At 64.0% G+C, this 14,789-nt stretch carries 13 protein-coding genes; 9 read left to right on the top strand and 4 right to left on the bottom strand.

Going from position 1 to position 14,789, the window contains the following annotated elements; translation table 11 throughout:
- Nucleotides 1–3: 3 nt before the first annotated feature.
- The 3 genes from murJ to U1700_RS06550 all read left to right on the top strand — a co-directional run bounded on the left by murJ (nt 4) and on the right by U1700_RS06550 (nt 3,413).
- Nucleotides 4–1,623, top strand: a complete 1,620-nt coding sequence (gene murJ / locus U1700_RS06560) for a murein biosynthesis integral membrane protein MurJ (protein WP_332751292.1) — start codon at nt 4–6, stop codon at nt 1,621–1,623.
- A 16-nt stretch (nt 1,624–1,639) separates the two neighbouring features.
- Entirely contained in the window at nt 1,640–2,635 is a 996-nt protein-coding gene (gene trpS, locus U1700_RS06555; RefSeq protein ID WP_332752244.1) for a tryptophan--tRNA ligase, read from the top strand.
- A gap of 97 nt (nt 2,636–2,732) precedes the next feature.
- Complete coding sequence (locus U1700_RS06550; RefSeq protein WP_332751291.1) at nt 2,733–3,413, top strand: DUF4136 domain-containing protein; 681 nt, start codon at nt 2,733–2,735, stop codon at nt 3,411–3,413.
- A 79-nt stretch (nt 3,414–3,492) separates the two neighbouring features.
- Here the strand turns inward: U1700_RS06550 and dnaA are convergent, their stop codons facing one another.
- From dnaA to mutM, 3 genes are all read right to left on the bottom strand, one after another.
- A complete protein-coding gene (gene dnaA, locus U1700_RS06545) occupies nt 3,493–4,851 on the bottom strand; it encodes a chromosomal replication initiator protein DnaA (protein WP_332751290.1) in 1,359 nt (452 codons plus the stop codon).
- Between the two features lie 411 nt (nt 4,852–5,262).
- On the bottom strand, nt 5,263–5,526 hold the full coding sequence (gene rpsT, locus U1700_RS06540) for a 30S ribosomal protein S20 (RefSeq protein ID WP_332751288.1): 264 nt from the start codon (nt 5,524–5,526) through the stop codon (nt 5,263–5,265).
- A 118-nt stretch (nt 5,527–5,644) separates the two neighbouring features.
- Nucleotides 5,645–6,457 (bottom strand): bifunctional DNA-formamidopyrimidine glycosylase/DNA-(apurinic or apyrimidinic site) lyase, encoded by an 813-nt coding sequence (gene mutM / locus U1700_RS06535; protein ID WP_332751286.1) that lies wholly within the window; start codon nt 6,455–6,457, stop codon nt 5,645–5,647.
- A gap of 46 nt (nt 6,458–6,503) precedes the next feature.
- Between mutM and U1700_RS06530 the strand changes: the two genes are divergently transcribed.
- The 6 genes from U1700_RS06530 to U1700_RS06505 are packed head-to-tail and all read left to right on the top strand — an operon-like array spanning nt 6,504 to nt 12,221.
- Complete coding sequence (locus tag U1700_RS06530; protein ID WP_332751283.1) at nt 6,504–7,247, top strand: class I SAM-dependent methyltransferase; 744 nt, start codon at nt 6,504–6,506, stop codon at nt 7,245–7,247.
- The gene (gene ubiB / locus U1700_RS06525; protein ID WP_332751282.1) at nt 7,244–8,776 is read left to right on the top strand and encodes a 2-polyprenylphenol 6-hydroxylase; all 1,533 of its coding nucleotides are present in this window, start codon (nt 7,244–7,246) and stop codon (nt 8,774–8,776) included. Before U1700_RS06530 ends, ubiB begins: the two co-directional genes overlap by 4 nt.
- A 1-nt stretch (nt 8,777) precedes the next feature.
- On the top strand, nt 8,778–9,830 hold the full coding sequence (locus U1700_RS06520) for a hypothetical protein (RefSeq protein ID WP_332751280.1): 1,053 nt from the start codon (nt 8,778–8,780) through the stop codon (nt 9,828–9,830).
- Nucleotides 9,827–11,047 (top strand): bifunctional phosphopantothenoylcysteine decarboxylase/phosphopantothenate--cysteine ligase CoaBC, encoded by a 1,221-nt coding sequence (coaBC, locus tag U1700_RS06515; protein ID WP_332751278.1) that lies wholly within the window; start codon nt 9,827–9,829, stop codon nt 11,045–11,047. Before U1700_RS06520 ends, coaBC begins: the two co-directional genes overlap by 4 nt.
- On the top strand, nt 11,044–11,481 hold the full coding sequence (gene dut / locus U1700_RS06510; protein WP_332751275.1) for a dUTP diphosphatase: 438 nt from the start codon (nt 11,044–11,046) through the stop codon (nt 11,479–11,481). Before coaBC ends, dut begins: the two co-directional genes overlap by 4 nt.
- A complete protein-coding gene (locus tag U1700_RS06505; RefSeq protein WP_332751273.1) occupies nt 11,478–12,221 on the top strand; it encodes a HesA/MoeB/ThiF family protein in 744 nt (247 codons plus the stop codon). Before dut ends, U1700_RS06505 begins: the two co-directional genes overlap by 4 nt.
- Here U1700_RS06505 and topA read toward each other — a convergent pair.
- Nucleotides 12,218–14,737: a type I DNA topoisomerase gene (topA, locus tag U1700_RS06500; protein WP_332751272.1), complete on the bottom strand. Its 2,520-nt coding sequence runs from the start codon at nt 14,735–14,737 to the stop codon at nt 12,218–12,220. The two genes, U1700_RS06505 and topA, sit on opposite strands and share 4 nt — an antisense overlap.
- Between the last annotated feature and the right edge of the window lie 52 nt (nt 14,738–14,789).

Here is a 14,789-nt window from a genome sequence, read left to right as displayed (position 1 = left end):
CCTTTGGTTGAAGCGACGAAGAAGAGCGGCAGCAGCCTGCTCAAGGCGACCGGGACGATTGGCGGTCTGACCCTGGTCAGCCGCGTCGCCGGCTTCGCCCGCGAGATGCTGATGTCGCGAATCATGGGGGCAAGCGTCGCCGCCGATGCCTTCTTCGTCGCCTTCCGCCTTCCCAATACTTTTCGTCGGCTGTTCGGCGAGGGTGCCTTCTCGGCCGGTTTCGTCCCCCTGTTCAGCCAGCGCCTTCACGGCGAGGGGGGCGTGGCCGCGGCCAGGGATTTCTCCGAGCAAGTGCTCGCCGTTTTCCTGCCGACACTGGTGCTGTTCACCCTGGTGTTCGAGATCATCATGCCCGTCTTCGTCGCGGCGATTTCGGGCTATTCTGGCGAGAAACTGGCGTTGGCGACCTTCCTCACCCGGATCACCTTTCCCTATCTCGTGCTGATCAGCCTCGTCTCGCTCTTCTCGGGGATCCTCAACAGTCTCGCTCGCTTCACCGCAGCGGCGTTCGCCCCTGCCCTGCTCAACCTGGCGATGCTGGCCGCGCTGATCTTCGTTCGCGATGGCGGCGAAGTGACCGCGACCGCGCTGGCGATCGGCGTAACCATCGGCGGCCTCATCCAGATCGCGTTGCTGTGGGCATCGGCCAAACGCGCCGGCATTTCGCTGAAATTGCGCCGTCCGCGCTACACCCCGGGCGTTCGCCAGTTCGTCCGCGTGGTCATCCCCGCCACGCTGGGTGCGGGCGTCTACCAGATCAGTGCGTTCATCGACACTTTCTTCCTGACCCGCATCGGCACCGGGTCGATGAGCTATTTCAACTATGCCGACCGGCTCAACCAGCTTCCGCTCGGCGTGATCGGCGCCGCGCTGGGCACCGCAATCCTGCCCCAGGTCAGCCGCCACGTCGGCGCAGGCGAGCCGGACAAGGCTGCGCGGGTTCAGGGCCAGGCCGCCGAGCTCGCCATGTTCCTGTGCCTGCCCGCGGCTTTGGCATTGTCGATTGCCTCCTACCCGCTCGTCCTCGCGCTGTTCGCCGGGGGCAAATTTTCGACCGCCGATGCCGCCATCACCGCCACCACGCTCGGAATCATCGTTCTCGGCCTGCCCGCTTATGTGCTGGTCAAGGTGCTCACCCCCGGCTTTTATTCACGGCAGGACACGGCGACGCCGGTCAAGACCGCGATCATCGTGCTGGTCGCCAATGTCGTGCTCAATTTCGTGCTGATCCCGCCGTTCGGGATCGCCGGGCTCGCCGCTGCGATCGCGATCTGCTCGTGGCTCAACTGCATCATGCTCTATGTCGTGCTTCACCGCCGCGGCCATTTTCGGATCGAAGGCTGGCTCGCCTCGCGCATCGCCCGCCAACTGGTCGCGGGCGCCGCCATGACCGCCGTGCTGTGGGGGATCAAGGTTGCGATCGAGCCATGGTTCGCGGGCAATGTCGCGCACCGGATGGCCGGGGTCGTGGCCATCGTCGGCGGCGGCATGCTGGTCTATTTCCCGCTCGTCTGGTTCCTCGGCGGGATCGATAAGGAAGAACTGAAATCGCTGCGCCGCCGCCGCGACAAGACCGTCGTCGAGGGCAAGGCAGGCGACGTGGTGGCCGATGATGCTGGCTGATCCGGTGACACCGCCGATGCGCGTCGTGTCGGGAATCCAGCCGACCGGCGGGCTTCATCTTGGCAATCTGCTCGGCGCAATCCTGCGCTGGGTGCGGATGCAGGACGAGGCCGAGTGCCTGTTCTTCCTCGCCGATCTCCATGCGCTCACAGTCGACGTCGATCCCAGGCAATTGCGCGCCAATGTCCACGAAATGGCCGCTGCGCTCATTGCCAGCGGGATCGACCCCGCCAAGTCGACCCTGTTTGCGCAATCGGCGGTTCCCGCCCACCCAGAGCTCGCCTGGATCCTCCAGTGCACCGCGCGGATGGGCTGGCTCAATCGCATGACCCAGTTCAAGGACAAGTCGGGCAAGAACCGCGAAAGCTCCAGCGTCGGACTATTCACCTATCCTGTGCTCCAGGCTGCCGATGTACTTGTCTATCGCGCGACCCACGTCCCCGTCGGCGAGGATCAGAAGCAGCATATCGAGCTTGCCCGCGACATCGCTGTCAAATTCAACAATGACTTCGACACCGAATTGTTCGTTGCTCCTGAGCCGTTCATCGGCGGCGGCACGGCGGCGCGGGTAATGAGCCTTCGCGACGGATTGGCGAAGATGTCGAAATCCGATCCGTCCGAGCAAAGCCGAGTCGGCCTGACCGACAGCGATGAGACGATCGCGCAGAAGATCCGCAAGGCAAAAACCGATCCCGAGCCATTGCCCGACGACCCTGCGCTGCTCGAAGGTCGCCCCGAGGCGAAAAATCTCGTCGGGATTCTCGCCGCTTTGTCGGGCGAAAGCATCGAGGCAGTCCTTGCCCGCTTTGCCGGCCAGGGTTTCGGTGCGCTCAAGCCGGCGCTCGCCGATGTCGTGATCGCCACCGTTGCCCCGATCCGCGGGCGACTCGACGAATTGCGCCACGACGAAGCGGCGATCGACGCCTTTCTTGCGCGCGGTGCCGAGCGAGCGCGCGAGCTGGCCGCCCCGACGCTGGCCGCGGCCTATCGGGCGGTCGGCCTAAGTCACTGACACTTCGCCGCTTCTGCGCCTCGCTTCATCGACTATTCAGGCTGGAAGGGTCATCATTGCCAGGTTGAGAGTTTTTTCCCGATTCGAGGGGTTATTTATGCGCATCAAGAAATTCGCTGCCGCTGCCCTGCTCGGCGCCGCCGTCATTGTCCTGTCGGGCTGCGAAACGGGCTTCCCTGCCCAGGTTTCGCGTTTCCAGGCGATGCCTGCTCCCGCCGGCCAGACCTTCTTCGTCGTGCCAATGGACACGCGGCTCAATGGCAGCCTCGAATTCCAGCGCTTCGGTGCCTATGTCGCCCAGGCGCTGCAGGCGCAGGGCTATGCGCCCGCGACCACTCCGGCGGCCGCAAGCCTGATCGTCAACGTCGGCTATAATGTCGATCGCGGCACCACCGAATATCAGAGCGATCCGTTCGGTCGCGGCGGCTATGGTTTCGGCATGGGCTATGGCGGGATGTTCGCGCGACCCTATTATTACCCGCGCTTCGGCGGTCGGAGCGCCTTCTATTACGGCTGGGACGACCCCTTCTATTCGCCGTTCGACACCGGCATCACCAGCTACCGCGTCTATCGCAGTAAGCTCGATGTCGACATCCGCCGTCATGCCGACAATCAGTCGGTGTTCGAAGGCCATGCCAAGGCCCGGTCGGAGAATGACGACCTCAACCGGATCGTCCCCAATCTGGTCGAAGCGATGTTCACCGGCTTCCCCGGACGCAACGGTGAAACTGTCATGATTACAGTACCTTCAGCGGCCCGCGCGGCTCGGCGCTACTAAGCTGATAACAAACAAGAAAAGAGCCCCTCGGCACCGTCTCCGAGGGGCTCTCCTTCTCAGCCTATTTTGTAAGTCTGTCCTAACCCTCTAGCTGGCGGGTCAGAAGCCGGACCGCGGCATCGATCTCGGGATCGCAGGCGCGCAATTTTTCGATCTGCTTGACCGCATGGATCACCGTCGTGTGATCGCGTCCGCCAAAGCGCCGACCGATATCGGGCAGCGACTTGGGCGTCAGCTGCTTCGACAGATACATCGCCACCTGGCGCGGCCGGGCAACGTCACGCGCGCGCCGCGCCGAGGTCATCTCGGCCTTGCGGATACGGTAATGCTCGGCGACCTGGGTCTGGATCTCGTCAATCGAAATCCGCCGCTGATTGGCGCGAAGCACATTGGCCAACACCTCCTCGACGAACGCAACGTCAATCGTCCGGCTGGTCATGACCGCATAGGCCGCAATCCGGTTGAGCGCGCCCTCCAGCTCGCGGATCGAGGCGGTCAGGCGACGCGCCAGGAACTCGACCACCGGGCGCGGCATCTCGACCCCGTGAAGGTCCGCCAGCTTGGCATCGATGATGTTAAGACGAAGCTCGTAATCGGCCGGGTTGATGTCGGCGACCAGCCCCCACGACAGGCGCGAAAGGATTCGCGGGGCAATCCCGTCGAGGTCCTGCGGCGGTCGGTCCGAGGTGATCACCAGGCGGCGGCCCGCAGTGATGATCTCGTTCATCGTGTGGAAGAATTCTTCCTGGGTCGAATCCTTGCCGGCGATGAACTGGACATCGTCGATCAGCAGCAGGTCGGCCGAGCGGAGCCGTCCCTTGAACCCGATCGTGTCATTCTCACGGATCGCGCGGACGAACTCGACCATGAACTTCTCTGCCGACATCGACACGACGCGAGCGCCGGGATGAGTCGCCTGGAATGCCTGGCCGATGGCGTGGAGCAAGTGGGTCTTGCCGCGTCCCGTCCCCCCGTGAAGGAACAACGGATTGAACGCGACTTTGTCGGTACTGGCCAAGGTCCGAGCCGCCGTCGCAGCCACTTCATTGGCCTTGCCGACGATGAAGGTCTCGAAGCGATAGCGCGGATCGAAATGCGGAGCATTGGGATCGCGGGTCAGGGCGGGCTCGGGCGCTTCAGGAATTTCCTCGAGCACCAGCAGCGGTGCCGGCTTGGGCGCATCCGCCGCAGCAACGATGCGCACTTCGCGCACCAGCGGCAGGGTCGCGCGCCACGCCAGGTTGAGGCGGTCGCCAAAGTGCGAGCGAACCCAGTCGGCCATGAACTGGCTTGGCATCAGGATCGCAAGTTCGCCCGACTCGGCATCGAACGCGCCAACTTCGGCGGGCTTTAGCCAGCCGTCGAACGTCCGCGCACCAAGATCGCGGCGCAGGCCCTGACGAATCGCTTCCCAGGCGGCTTCCAGTGGGGCTGCCACCGTCTCCTGGACATGATTCGACCTGTCTTCGCCACGCTGCACCGCCGAGCCCTCACCTTTCGTCCAGACACAGTTCGACCGTCGCGCCGAGAGTGATTCGTGGCGCTGGTCGGATTGATTCTTCTGTGCCCCCCGGCGCAGAGTCGCGCCCGGTCGAATGGTTTTGCGGGCAGCAGGCGATCCGTTCAAGCGCGTTATTTCACGAAAGTGAAATAAATCTGCTTGACACGGTAATCGTTAGAGGAGGCGCAAAAAACGATTAGTATCAATATTTTAGCGATAATTCACAGCAAACCCAAAAAACGAATCGCCGGAATCATTCACTTATTTCCGAACAGAAACAAAAACGGCCGCCGGATTACTCCGGCGGCCCGTTTCGATCCGGGACGAATATCGTCCCTCAACGATGATTTAGCCGAGCGCGGAAACGCGCTTGGTCAGTCGCGAGAACTTCCGCGACGCGGTATTCTTGTGAATGACGCCCCGTGCCACACCGCGCATCAATTCGGGCTGGGCCTGCTTGAGCGCGGCCGACGCCTGATCCTTGTCACCGGCAGCGAGCGCGCCTTCAACAGCCTTGATGAAGGTACGAATGCGGCTGACGCGGGCACCGTTGACTTCGGCGCGGGCGGCGTTGCGACGGATGCGCTTCTTGGCTTGCGGCGTATTCGCCATGGACAGTCCTCGAACTTGGTTTGAAATGAAAAGGCGGCGCAAAACCGAGTGAGGCCGCGCCGACGTGCCGCTCCCCTACTGAGGCGGGGCCAATTCGTCAACCGTCGGCAGTGCCAAACTATCTCTGGCACGCAGGGCAGAAGAAGGTCGAGCGGCCACCTTGTACGATCCGTTGCACTGTCCCCCCGCAGCCACATGGCTCACCTTCGCGGCCATATACGTCGAAGGTCTTGGAGAAATAGCCAAGCTCCCCGTCAGGTGCAGCGAAATCGCGCAGGGTCGAACCGCCAGCCGCGATCGCTTCGTCGAGCACCGCAGGAATTGCCGCCGCCAGCGCATCGAGCTTTGCTCGGGACACCTTGCCCGCAGCCTTGCGCGGATCGATTCGCCCCCTGAACAGCGCTTCGCAGACATAGATATTGCCCAGCCCGGCGACGATCCGCTGGTCGAGGAGCAGCAGTTTCACCGCTGCGCTGCGCCCCGCAAACTTATCTTTTAGCCATTTGCCCGTTACTTCGCCGCCAAGCGGCTCGAGCCCGATCGCCACGAATGGCGGCCACATTGCAACCTCATCGGTCGGCACGAGGTCGAGTGACCCAAACCGCCGGGGATCGTTGAGTGACAGCCGGTGTCCGTCATCGGTTTCAAACAGCAGATGGTCGTGTTTGCCGATGTCGACAGGGTCAATCCGCCACCGCCCCGACATACCGAGATGGAAGATCAGTGTGTCACCGCGATCGGTCGCGATCAGCCCATATTTCGCGCGCCGGGAAAGTCCGGTCACCCGCGCGCCTGTCAGCCGCTGGCCCAAATCCTCGGGGATCGCCCTTCGCAAATCGGCGCGGCGTGGCGTGACGCTGACCAGCCGCCGCCCCTCGAGCACCTTGGCCAGCCCGCGAACGGTGGTCTCGACTTCGGGCAATTCAGGCATGCCCCGCTATGGCGAAGCCGCGACGAGGCCGCTAGAGGCCAAGGCCATGAACGAACCATCACGCGACACGGTCAATTTCGGCGACACCTTAGTCACTCCCGAAGAGAAAACCCGTCGGGTTGGCGGAGTCTTCACGTCGGTCGCGCGAAGCTATGACGTGATGAATGACCTGATGTCGGGCGGAATGCACCGGCTTTGGAAGGATCGCTTCGTCGCCAGGGTCAAGCCGCGCGCCGGCGAGCATATCCTCGACATGGCCGGAGGCACTGGCGACATCGCCTTCCGCATGGCCCGGCGCGCGGCGCTGGTCACGGTCAGCGATATCAATCCCGACATGCTCAGCGTCGGCATGGACCGCGCTACGAAACGCGGCATCTCCGGCCTAGTGTGGCAGCAGGAAAATGCGGAAACACTGAGTTTCGTCGACGCCAGTTTCGACGCCTACACAATCGCCTTCGGCATCCGCAACGTGACAGAAATTCCCAAGGCTCTGCGTGAAGCGCACCGCGTGCTGCGCTTTGGCGGGCGCTTCTTCTGCCTCGAATTCTCGACCACCGAATGGCCGGGGTTCGGCGAGGTTTACGAGAAATATGGTGACCGGCTCATCCCCAAGATCGGCAAGATAGTCGCCAAGGACGAGAACAGTTATCGCTATCTGGTCGAATCGATCCGCCGATTCCCCAAAATGCCAGAATTCCAAGCGATGATCGGCTCGGCCGGCTTTATGCAAACCCGCGTCGAGCCGATTCTGGGCGGGCTGGTTGCGATTCATAGCGGCTGGAAGATTTGACCACCTCCGTTACCCATCTCTTTCGCTTGCTGAGCTGGGGCCGCACCCTCGCCCGGTATGGCGCGCTGCAAGGGATCGAGCGCGATCCGATGACCCCGCCGGCGGTACGCCGCCTGCTCCGCGTCGCCCGCTTTGGGCTTCGCCAGCCGGCCGCCCCCGACTATGCCGCCGCGCTTCAGGCAATCGGCCCCGCCGCAATCAAGCTTGGTCAGGCGCTCGCTACGCGACCCGACCTGGTCGGCGAAGTTGCGGCGAAGAATCTCATCCAGCTGCAGGATTCTCTCCCCCCCGTCGCCTTCGCCGAGATTCGCAAGGCGATTGAAAAAGGCCTCGAAGCCCCAATCGAATCGCTGTTCCAGTCGATCGACGAAGAACCCGTCGGCGCCGCCTCGATCGCCCAGGTTCACCGCGCCGTGACGACCGAGGGCCGCGTCGTCGCGGTCAAGGTACTCCGCCCCGGGATCGAAGATGAATTCGCCCGCGCACTCGAGACTTACGAATGGGCCGCAGCGCACGTTGAAACATTGGGCGGTGAGGCCGAGCGGCTGCGCCCGCGGCTGATCGTTGCGCATTTCAAGCAATGGACCCGGCGCGAGCTGGACCTTCAGCGCGAGGCGGCGAGCGCCTCTGAACTCAAGGAGAAAATGGTCGCCGAGCCCAACTTCTACGTCCCCGAGATCGATTGGAGCCGAAGTGCCCGGCGAGTGATGACGCTCGAGTGGATCGACGGGATCAAGCTTACGCGCCGTGACGAACTAATTGCCGCCGGGCACCAGCCCAAGGCGCTTGCCGCCATCCTCATCCGCGCTTTCCTTCGCCAAGCGGTGGTCGACGGCTTCTTTCATGCCGACCTTCATCAGGGCAATTTGTTCGCATTGCCCGACGGCCGCCTCGCCGCGATCGATTTCGGGATCATGGGCCGTATCGACCGCCGCGCGCGGCTATGGCTCGCCGAGATTCTCTACGGCTTAATCACCGGCAATTATCAGCGCGTCGCCGAGATTCATTTCGAAGCGCAATATGTCCCCAGCCATCATAATGTTGCCGAGTTCGCGACCGCGCTCCGAGCGGTCGGTGAGCCGATCCGCGGGCTGCCGGTCAAGTCGATTTCAGTCGGTCGGATGCTCGAAAGCCTGTTCTCGATTACCCGCGATTTCGACATGCAGACCCAGCCGCATTTGCTTCTCCTCCAAAAGACGATGGTGATGGAGGAGGGGGTCGCCACCGCGCTCGATCCCGACATCAATATGTGGGAGGCCGCCGAGCCTTTCCTTCGCGAATGGATACGCGGCGAGCTTGGGCCCGAAGCGATCGCCGCCGACGCGCTCGTCGACTTCGTCCGCACTGCCAAGCTGATCCCCGACTTGATCAAGCGGATCGACACCGCCTTCCCGCCCGCTGGCGCCGCCCCCCCGCTCCCGCCGCTGGGAAGTGTCGCGGTGATACGGCGCCCGCCTTTGCTTGGCTATGCGCTAGTCGCCCTGCTCGCCGCGGCGGCGGGTGCGGCGGCCGTCCTGCTGCTCGGATAGAGTGACCAGCCGCTTCGCCGGAATTGGCCGTGGCCAGGCGATGCTCGTCATCCTTATCCTCGTCGCCGCGTTGCTCGGAGCGGCGTGGAGCGTGACCGGGTCCCTCAGGCCGCGAATGAGCCCACCCGCCGAGCAGACCGACCCCAAATTATACCGCTCGATCATCGCCGGGGTCGAAAGCGGGCACGACTATTATCCGGTCGCCGCGCGTGAATTGCGCAACGGGCATTACCCGCTCGTGCCCTTCGTCGCCTTTCGCCTCCCGACGCTGGCCTGGATCAGCGCGGCGATCGGTACAACCGGTCTCCATTGGCTCCAATTGGTTCTCGGTAGCGCAGTCATGCTCGCTTGGGGATGGCGCTGGCGGGAAGGTCTGGCCCCCGCCGAACTCGCTGCCGCGCTATTCCTGCTCGGTTGCGGGCTGATCGGCCTCGTCCAACCTGCCACCGCCGTCTTTCACGAAAGCTGGGCGGCTCTCCTTCTCGCGCTGGCGATCGCGCTGGACCGCAGCGGGACCGCCGGCCTTGCCATCCTCGTCGGCACCGCCGCACTTCTTGTCCGCGAACTTAGCGCGCCCATGATTCTTGCTTTCGCCGGGCTGGCTTTGGATAAGGGTCACCGTTGCCGTGCGCTCGGCTGGGCTACCTCGCTCACCATCTTCGCAATCGCCGTGATCCTTCATGCCCGCGCGGTCAGCGGCGTTGTCTTGCCGACCGATCTCCATTCCCCCGGCTGGGGCGGACTGCTTGGCGCCGGCTTTGCGTTTCGCAGCCTAACCCTCGCAACCGCCGCCATCGCGCTTCCGGCAATTCCCGCGGCGCTGCTGTTCACAACGTCGATCTTCGGCCTGGTCAGCAGCCGCGCCGACTGGGGGGTTCGAGCCACGCTGATGGTCGCGGGCTATGTCGCGCTGCTCTCTCTGATCGCCCGCGCTGACACTTTCTATTGGGGGATGATGGCCGCGCCGCTGTCGCTCATCGGGCTCGCCTTCGTGCCCCGCGCGGTCCGTGACCTTGCCGCCGCCCTCCGCGCCGTGCCAGTGACGACGACATGAAGATATTGCTCATCATCGGCGGAGGGATTGCCGCCTACAAGGCGAGCGAACTTATTCGCCAGTTCCGCAAGGCGGGACATCAGGTGACGCCCGTCCTGACTGCCGGGGGCGCACATTTCGTCACCCCGATGACTCTCGCCGCGCTGGCCGAAAGCCCAGTCTACACCTCCCTGTGGGATCTCAAGGACGAGCGCGAGATGGGGCATATCCAGTTGTCGCGCACGGCGGATGTGGTGCTCGTCTGTCCGGCAACCGCCGACTTGCTTGCCAAGATGGCGGCCGGCGTAGCCGACGACCTCGCCACCACCCTCCTCCTCGCGACCGACAAGCCAGTCGTCGTCGCCCCGGCAATGAACGTCCGAATGTGGCTGCACCCCGCGACGCAGCGAAACATTGCGCAATTGAAGGCCGATGGAATTACGGTGATCGACCCCGATGATGGCGCCATGGCGTGCGGGGAATTCGGGCCCGGAAGGCTGCCGGATCCGCCTGATGTAATGGCCGCGACGCTGCTACGGATCGGTGCGTCGTCACCCTCTCCTGCTCTCGTAAATCCCGTTGCGGACGCGCTTATCGGCCACCACATCCTCGTTACTGCAGGTCCCACGCATGAGCCGATCGACCCGGTGCGGGTCATTGCTAACCGCTCGTCCGGAAAACAGGGTTTCGCGATCGCCGCCGCCGCTGCTCAAGCAGGCGCGCGAGTGACACTGATTGCGGGCCCGGTCAGCCTCCCGACCCCCGGCGGAGTCGCGCGGATAGATGTCGAAACCGCCGATCAGATGGCCGCCGCAGTTGAGGCGGCGCTGCCGGCCGACGTTGCCATCCTGGTGGCCGCGGTCGCCGACTGGAAAGTCACGCCGTCGCCGGTCAAGCTTAAGAAAGGCGACGGTCCTCCCGCGCTCGCCTTCTCCCCCAACCCCGACATTCTCGCGACCCTCGCCGCCAGCCCCGATCGCCCGCGCCTGCTGATCGGCTTTGCCGCCGAAACCAACGACGTCGTCGCCAATGCCACCGACAAGCGCAGACGCAAGGGTGCTGACTGGATCATCGCGAACGATGTGTCCGGAGACGTCATGGGCGGCAGCCATAATCAGGTCCATCTCATCACCGCCGACGGCGACGATCCATGGGAGGTCGCGACCAAGGAAGCCGTCGCCGCCCGCCTCATCGCCCATATTATCCAGACCATTCACGCAAAGACCCCACTGACATGATCCGCATCCAGATTGCCCGCCTGCCCCATGGCGAGGGATTGCCCCTGCCCGCCTATGCCACTCCCGGGTCGGCCGGAATGGACGTCGTTGCAGCCGAGGATCTCGACCTCGCCCCGGGGGCACGCCACGCGGTTGCGACGGGGTTCAAGGTCGCCATTCCCGAAGGATTTGAAATCCAGGTGCGTCCACGCTCGGGCCTCGCGTTTAAATATGGCGTCACCGTCCCCAACACCCCGGGCACGATCGACAGCGACTATCGCGGCGAGCTCAAGATTTTGATGATCAATCATGGCGACGAGCCATTTCCAGTGCGGCGCGGCGAGCGGATTGCCCAACTGGTGCCAGCGGCGGTGACCAAGGCAGATTTCGACGTGGTAGAGGAGCTCGACTCAACGACACGCGGCGTCGGAGGCTTTGGCAGCACCGGGCGATGACGCTGACTGACGAGGAACTCGACCGCTACGCCCGCCACATCGTCCTGCCCCAGGTCGGTGGCGCCGGGCAGCAGCGATTAAAGGCGGCGCGGGTCGCGGTGGTCGGCGCCGGCGGGATCGGGTCGGCACTCATTCCAGCGCTGGCGGGTGCAGGCGTAGGCCGACTGACGATCATCGACGGCGACACGGTCGACTTATCGAACCTGCAGCGCCAGCCGCTCTATCGATCGGACCAGATTGGCCGGGGCAAGGCAGTGCTTGCGGGGCAATTCGTCAATGCGCTCAATCCCTTTGTCGAGACCATTCCCATCGCGTGCCGGATCGACGCCGCTAACGCCGCCGACTTCCTCGCCGGGCACGACCTGATCATCGATGGGACCGACAATTTCGCGACCCGGCTGATCGTCAGCGACACGGCGGTCGCCCTTGGCATCCCGCTGGTCTCGGCCGCTGCGGCCCAATTCCAGGGGCAGGTCGGACTATTTCGCGGCAAACCCTGCTACCGCTGCTTCGTTGGGGATGCATTCGATGCGGATGATTGCGATACTTGCGCCGAGCAGGGCGTGATGGGCGCGATGGTCGGCACGGTCGGCCAATTTGCCGCATTGGTCGCCATCCGGGCCATCGTGGGGATCGAACCCGACGCAGCGGGCAAGCTATACTTGTTCGACGGCGCCGGGCTCGAGTGGCGGACGATGCGCCTGCCCCCCGACCCCGACTGCCGGATTTGCAACGGCTAAGCCTTTTTGGCAGCAACCTTCTTGGCCGGAGCCTTCTTCGCCGGCGCCTTTTTCTTGGCGACCTTTTTCTTCCCCTTGGCCGGACCCTTGGCGAATTTCTCGTCGATCAGCACCACGCCCTCGTCGAGTGTGACCGCCTTGGGATCGGCCGACTTGGGCAACGTCGCATGCGTTTCGCCATCGGTGACATAGGCGCCGAAGCGAGCCTCCATCACCTTGAGCTCCTTGCCGCTTACCGGATGGACGCCCAGCACCGCCAACGGCTCGCGCCCGCCAGTCCTCCGCCCCCCGCCCGCCGCCGCATCGGCCAGCTTGGCGACGGCGGCATTCATGCCCGTTTCGAATACCTCGGCGGTCGACGACAGCCGCGCATATTTGCCGTCATGGACGAGGTAAGGTCCATAGCGCCCGATCGACGCCGAGATCATCGCGCCGGTTTCGGGGTGCGTGCCGATTTCGCGCGGCAGGCTCATCAGCTGTTCAGCGGTTTCCAGAGTCAGCCCCTCCAACGGCACGTCTTTGGGGATCGACGCGCGCTTGGCCTCCTTGCCCTCGCCGCGCTCTAGATAGGGGCCGAAGCGCCCGCTCTTGAGCGTGATGCCGTTACCGATATCCTGCGGCCCCTCGCTCGCCGGTGCATCGCCGCCCTGCCCAAACTGGCGGGTATATTTGCACTCGGGGTAATTGGAGCAAGCAACGAACGCGCCAAACTTGCCGCCGCGTAGACCGAGCCGACCGGTGCCGCACAGCGGGCACAGGCGCGGGTCGGATCCGTCGCCCTTGTCGGGGAACAGGAAGGGGGCGAGAAATTCGTCGAGCGCGGCGGTCACTTCCGACGGCTTTTGCTCCATGACTTCGCCCGCCTTGGGCTTGAAATCTTTCCAGAACTCCTCAAGCAGCGCCTGCCAGCCGGTGCGGCCGCCGGACACGTCGTCGAGCCCCTCCTCGAGCTGGGCGGTGTAATCATAGTTCACATAGCGCTCAAAGAAACGCTCGAGGAAAGCCGTGACGAGCCGACCACTTTCCTCAGGGATGAAGCGCTGCTTGTCGAGCCGGACATATTCGCGGTCCTTGAGTGTCTGCAGTGTCGCGGCATAGGTCGACGGTCGACCAATGCCGAGCTCCTCGAGCCGCTTGACCAGGCTCGCCTCGGAGAAGCGCGGCGGCGGCTGGGTGAAACTCTGGACCGCGTCGACCGAGCGCTTGGCGGGGGCATCGCCCGATTTCAGAAGCGGCATTTTCGCGCCATCTTCGTCATCGGCCTTTTCGTCGCGACCTTCTTCGTAAAGAGCGAGATAGCCCGGAAATAGCGTCACTTGCCCCGTCGCGCGCAACGACGCCCGCCCGGCCCCATCGGACAGCTCGACCGTCGTCCGTTCAAGCCGCGCCGACGCCATCTGGCTCGCCAGCGCGCGATTGAAAATCAGCCCGTATAGCCTGGCATGATCCCCGCTGCCGCCTGCCGGCCGCTTGAAATCGGTCGGGCGGATCGCCTCATGTGCTTCCTGCGCATTCTTGGCCTTGGACGTGTACATGCGCGGTTTGTCGGGAACATAGCCCGCGTCATAGCGGTCGGCGATCGCGCGGCGCGCGGCCGAAATCGCCTCGCCGTCCATCTGCACCCCGTCGGTCCGCATGTAGGTGATCAAGCCGTCCTCGTAGAGGGACTGGGCAAGGCGCATCGTGTGGCTCGCGGCAAAGCCAAGCTTGCGCGCCGCCTCCTGCTGCAGCGTCGAGGTCGTGAACGGCGGCGGCGGATTGCGTGTGAATGGCTTGGTCTCGACCGACCCAACGGTGAAGTGGCCGCTTTCGACGACCGCTTTAGCGGCGTCGGCATCGCCCTTCGAACCGATCGTCAGCCGGTCGATCTTCTTGCCGTCCATTCCCACCAGCCGCGCGGTGAACTGGGTCCCGTCGGCTTCGAAGATCGCACTGATCGACCAATATTCCTGGTGCCGGAACAGCTCGATCTCGCGCTCGCGGTCGACGATGATGCGCAGTGCGACCGACTGAACCCGGCCCGCCGATTTCGCGCCGGGCAGCTTGCGCCACAGGATCGGCGACAGCGTAAATCCGACCAGATAATCGAGCGCACGGCGCGCCCGGTAGGCGTCGATCAGATCCTCGTCGAGCGCGCGCGGCGCCTTCATCGCGGCGGTCACCGCCGTTTTGGTGATCGCATTGAAGGTCACACGCTGGACGTCGACCGGAAGCGCCTTCTTCTTGCGCAGCACTTCCTGCACATGCCAGCTGATCGCCTCGCCCTCGCGATCGGGATCGGTCGCCAGTATCAACGTGTCCGCCGTCTTGGCGGCGTCGGTGATCGCCTTGAGCTGCTTCACCTTGTCGGGATAAATATCCCATTCCATGGCAAAGCCGTCATCGGGGTTCACCGACCCGTCCTTGGCCGGCAGATCGCGAATATGGCCATAGCTGGCCAGCACCTTGTGCCCGGGCCCAAGGTACGATTCGATGGTCTTGGCCTTGGCAGGCGATTCGACGACGACGAGTTTCACGAGGGCGGTTTTCCTTACGTACGTATACGCGCGATGGTGGAACGGGCGATTT

It is taken from the genome of Sphingomonas sp. RB1R13 (assembly GCF_036663775.1).
GTDB lineage: Bacteria > Pseudomonadota > Alphaproteobacteria > Sphingomonadales > Sphingomonadaceae > Sphingomicrobium.
This window is presented reverse-complemented; position numbering and strand designations above follow the sequence as displayed.